The organism is Microbacterium umsixpiens, from assembly GCF_053543675.1.
In genome coordinates, this window is sequence record NZ_JBLVOH010000019.1 from 43833 (window position 1) to 47852 (window position 4020).

The following is a 4020-nucleotide window of genomic DNA, read 5'->3' on the forward strand; positions in this document are numbered from 1 at the left end:
GGGTGACGGCGATCCCGTGTTCCGCCAGACCGGGGTGAAGACCTGGTCCGACGGTTCTCCGTGGGTGGGCAACATCGCCACCTCCTTTCCCTACCTCGACACCCCGGCGACCCGCTCCCTCGGGCTCGAACCGCATCACATCGGACACGCGAACTACACGGCCGAACAGCTGCGCGCGATCGCCGAACCCTATGCCGCCGCGGGCTGGCAGCTCGCCTGCCATGTGCACGGTGACCTCGCGATCGACGCGACCCTCGACGTGTACGAGCAGCTCATCCGGCAGCACGAGCTCACCGACCACCGCTTCCGCCTCGAGCACTGCGGGGCCATGACCCCGGAGCAGTTCGAGCGCGCGGCATCCCTCGGCGTCACCGTCAGTCTCTTCGTCGACCACATCACCTACTGGGGAGAGGTGCTGGTCGACGACCTCTTCGGCTCGGAGCACGGTGGTGCCTGGGCCGATGCCGGTGCCGCCTTCGCCGCCGGTCACCGGGCGACCTTCCACAACGACGGCTGGGTCACCCCCAACGAGCCCTTCCGCAACATGGCCGTCGCCGAGACCCGCGCGACTCGCAACGGATACCGGATGCCGGGCGGCACCCCGGTCACGCGCGAACAGGCACTCCTCGCGCACACCGCGAACGCGGCATGGCAGCTCTTCAGCGAGCATGAGGTCGGCACCCTCGCCCCCGGACTCTTCGCCGACTTCATCGTGGTCGACCGTGATCCCCTCACGGTCTCGGCGGAAGACCTCGCCGAAACCCAGGTGACCGCGACCTATGTGAGCGGCGCCCGGGTCGTCTGACATGCGGTCATCCGGGGTCTCCGCCGCCGGATAGTGTGTGATCCATGGACCTGCGTGTCGCGGCGTACGCGGTCGTCACCGATGACGACGGGCGTCTGCTGTTGGCGCGGTGGACCGAGGGCCGTCGCGTCGCGTGGACCATGCCGGGCGGCGGACTCGAACCCGGTGAGTCGCCGGAGGATGCGGTGCGCCGCGAGCTCCGGGAGGAGACCGGCTACACCGTGAAGGTCGGCGAGCTCCTCGGCATCCACTCCAGGGTCATCCCCGCCGGACGCCGCGTGCAGAAGGCCGCGGATCCGCTGCACACGCTGCGCATCGTCTATCGCGCGCAGGTCACGGGCGGCAAGCTGCGCTTCGAGACCGATGGCTCGACCGACATGGCCGAGTGGTTTCCCCTGAAATCCGTGGCCGAGCTGCAGCGCGTCAAGCTCGTCGACATCGCGATGCGCATGGCCGGAATCCTCTGAGCTCAGCGCTCCTCGGGAACCGAGATGTCGGCGACCGTCGCCCCGTACGCGGCGATGAGGTCGTCCGCCTCGACGAAGAGGCTGTACCCGTGAGCGCCGGCACCCATGGCGATGCGCTGACCCACGATGGACTCGTCGGCATAGATCGGCCAATCCGTGGTGCTGCCGATGGGAACGATGGTGCCCCGCTCGTAGCCGGTCGCCTGGAGCGCGAGCTCGGGCTCGGGCAGGCGCAGCTTGTTCACGCCGACCAGGGCGCGCAGCTTCGGCCACGAGATCGAGCGTCCGCCGGGCACGAGGGCGAACAGGAAGGTGTCGTCCGAGCGCTTGACGACGAGAGTTTTGACGATGCCGGACGGCGGGATGCCGAGCAGCTCGGCCGCCTCGAACAGGCTGCCGGCAGCGGGGCGTTCGCGGATCTCGATGTCGAGCCCGCGAGCAGCGGCCGCATCCCGCACCCGCGCATGCCGATCGCCTCCGTCACCAGAGGCGACGGAGGCGAGATCAGACGGGGTCACGCGTCGGGCGCGGCGAGCGGGTCGTCCGCGACCCAGAGCTCGTCATCGGCACGCAGCGCCTGCCATGCGGCGTAGAGCACACCGACGGCGGCAGCAGCACCGAGGATGATCGCGACGACCGAGCCGAGACCCGGGCCCGACTTCTGCTTCTTGCCGAAATCGCCCCGACGAGCCGGTGCGGCCACACCGTGGCGCTTGGCGTTCGCGACGTCCCACGCGGTGAGAGCCGAACCGACGACTCCGCCCACGATCGGGACGAACTTGTCGTCGACGACGTGCTTGCCGAGCTTCACGCCACGGTCGACGACCGGGGCGACACGGCGGTTGTACGTGTCCTGGATGACCGGCACGACCTGCTCGCGATTGATGTTTCCGAGCTGACGTCCGGCCTCGCGGGCGACATCGGCGGCGTGACCGACGAGCACCTGCTGGTTCTCCCAGAGCTGGTTCGCGTCGTTCTGAAGACGACGCAGTTCCTTCTTCCGCTTGCGGCTGAGGCTCACGATGCTCTCCTGTCCATTGGAGTACGGGTTCCCCATCTTGCCACGGGAGGCTGGATACCGGGCGGGAATCGCCCGGCCCTTGCGCTGTCGGCGGATCCGGGGTACGCCGGGCGAACTCACCGAAAGCTCTGCGAGAATGAAGGCATGGCTCACGCTTCCCACGTCGCAACCCTGCACACCAACCACGGTGACATCGTCATCAACCTCTTCGGCGATCACGCACCGAAGACGGTCAAGAACTTCGTCGGCCTCGCCGACGGCACCCAGGAGTGGACCGATCCCGCCACCGGCAAGCCGGGCGAGGGTCCTCTCTACAAGGACGTCATCTTCCACCGCATCATCCCGAACTTCATGATCCAGGGCGGCGACCCCCTCGGACAGGGCGTCGGCGGCCCCGGCTACAACTTCGACGACGAGATCAACATGGAGCTCGACTTCAACAAGCCGTACATCCTCGCGATGGCGAACGCCGGCCTCCGCCGCAACGCCATCACCGGCAAGCCCGAGGGCACCAACGGCTCGCAGTTCTTCATCACGACCGACCCGACCCCGTGGCTCCAGGGCAAGCACACCATCTTCGGCGAGGTCGCCGATGACGCCTCCCGCGCCGTCGTCGACAAGATCGGTGCCGTTCCGACCAGCGGCGGAGACCGTCCGGTCGAGCCCGTCGTGCTGCAGTCGATCGACATCGTCGCGGCCTGACGACAGCTGCGGCCGATCCGGATGACCACGCCTGAGTTCACGAGCAATCGCGACAACTTCTGCTACCGGCATCCGGATCGGCAGAGCTTCGTGCTCTGCCAGCGGTGCATGCGCACCATCTGCCCCGAGTGCCAGACTCAGGCACCCGTCGGCGTCATCTGCCCGGAGTGCATGAACGCCGAGCGCAAGAACCGCACCCCCGCGCAGAAGAAGGCCCAGCGTCGGTGGGGTGCTCGCAGCGGCGGCACCATGTCGATCGCCCGCAGCGGCAAGCCGATCGTCACCTACGTGCTGCTCGCCGTCACGTCATTCATCGGACTGGTGCAGCTGATCCCCGGGATGAACGGGCCGATCACGCAGGCACTCGCCTTCTACGCGCCGTATCTCTACCCGAACCTCTTCGGTGCGGGCTTCGAGCCCTGGCGCCTCCTCTCCGTCCTGTTCGTGCACGGCAGCTTCATCCATCTCGCGCTGAACATGCTCGCCCTGTGGATGCTGGGGCAGAGCCTCGAGCCCATGCTCGGCCGCGCCCGCTTCCTGGCCCTCTATCTGATCAGCGGCCTCGGCGGATCGGTGGCGGTCGCCCTCCTCGCCCCCCTGGACCCGACGGTCGGCGCATCCGGCGCGATCTTCGGAATGCTGGCCTCGCTGTTGATCATCGGCCGCCACATCGGCGCGAACGTGACCGGGATCCTCGTGATCCTCGGCATCAACTTCGCCTTCGGCTTCTTCGCCGGTGGCATCTCCTGGCAGGCGCACCTCGGCGGTGCGATCGTCGGCGCGCTGGTCGCCCTCATCTACACCCGGACGAGGCGTCGAGACCAGCGCACGTGGCAGATCGTTCTCCTCTCGGCGCTCGTCGTCCTGTTGATCGTCATCGTCGCCTTCATCCCGCCGCTGATCATTTTGTCCTGATCCCGAGTTGTTAACAGGGTTGTTAACCCCTGTGAATAACACCGGTGTAATTCTCCCCAGGCTGTGGAGAAGGTTGTGGATAACTTTCGCTCGGTTCGGCTTGTGGGTCG

Annotated in this window: 6 protein-coding genes; 4 read left to right on the plus strand and 2 right to left on the minus strand. The window is 67.4% G+C overall.

The window, feature by feature from the left end; genetic code table 11:
- Together ACNPM4_RS01920 and ACNPM4_RS01925 are read left to right on the plus strand one after the other, a co-directional pair.
- A partial coding sequence (locus tag ACNPM4_RS01920) for an amidohydrolase family protein (RefSeq protein WP_448984507.1) occupies positions 1-805 on the plus strand: 805 nt, incomplete at its 5' end.
- A 44-nt stretch (positions 806-849) separates the two neighbouring features.
- Entirely contained in the window at positions 850-1272 is a 423-nt protein-coding gene (locus tag ACNPM4_RS01925) for an NUDIX hydrolase (RefSeq protein ID WP_029264185.1), read from the plus strand.
- Between the two features lie 2 nt (positions 1273-1274).
- On the opposite strand, the gene ACNPM4_RS01930 is transcribed toward ACNPM4_RS01925, so the two are convergent.
- A complete protein-coding gene (locus ACNPM4_RS01930) occupies positions 1275-1730 on the minus strand; it encodes an aminoacyl-tRNA deacylase (protein WP_181156323.1) in 456 nt (151 codons plus the stop codon).
- A gap of 56 nt (positions 1731-1786) precedes the next feature.
- Positions 1787-2293: a DNA helicase gene (locus tag ACNPM4_RS01935; protein WP_400857237.1), complete on the minus strand. Its 507-nt coding sequence runs from the start codon at positions 2291-2293 to the stop codon at positions 1787-1789.
- A 144-nt stretch (positions 2294-2437) separates the two neighbouring features.
- Here ACNPM4_RS01935 and ACNPM4_RS01940 point away from each other — a divergent pair, with 144 nt between their 5' ends.
- Both ACNPM4_RS01940 and ACNPM4_RS01945 read left to right on the plus strand, forming a co-directional pair.
- Positions 2438-2995, plus strand: a complete 558-nt coding sequence (locus ACNPM4_RS01940) for a peptidylprolyl isomerase (protein ID WP_029264182.1) — start codon at positions 2438-2440, stop codon at positions 2993-2995.
- Positions 2996-3016: 21 nt separating this feature from the next.
- Positions 3017-3910 (plus strand): rhomboid family intramembrane serine protease, encoded by an 894-nt coding sequence (locus tag ACNPM4_RS01945; RefSeq protein ID WP_448984508.1) that lies wholly within the window; start codon positions 3017-3019, stop codon positions 3908-3910.
- Positions 3911-4020 lie beyond the last annotated feature (110 nt).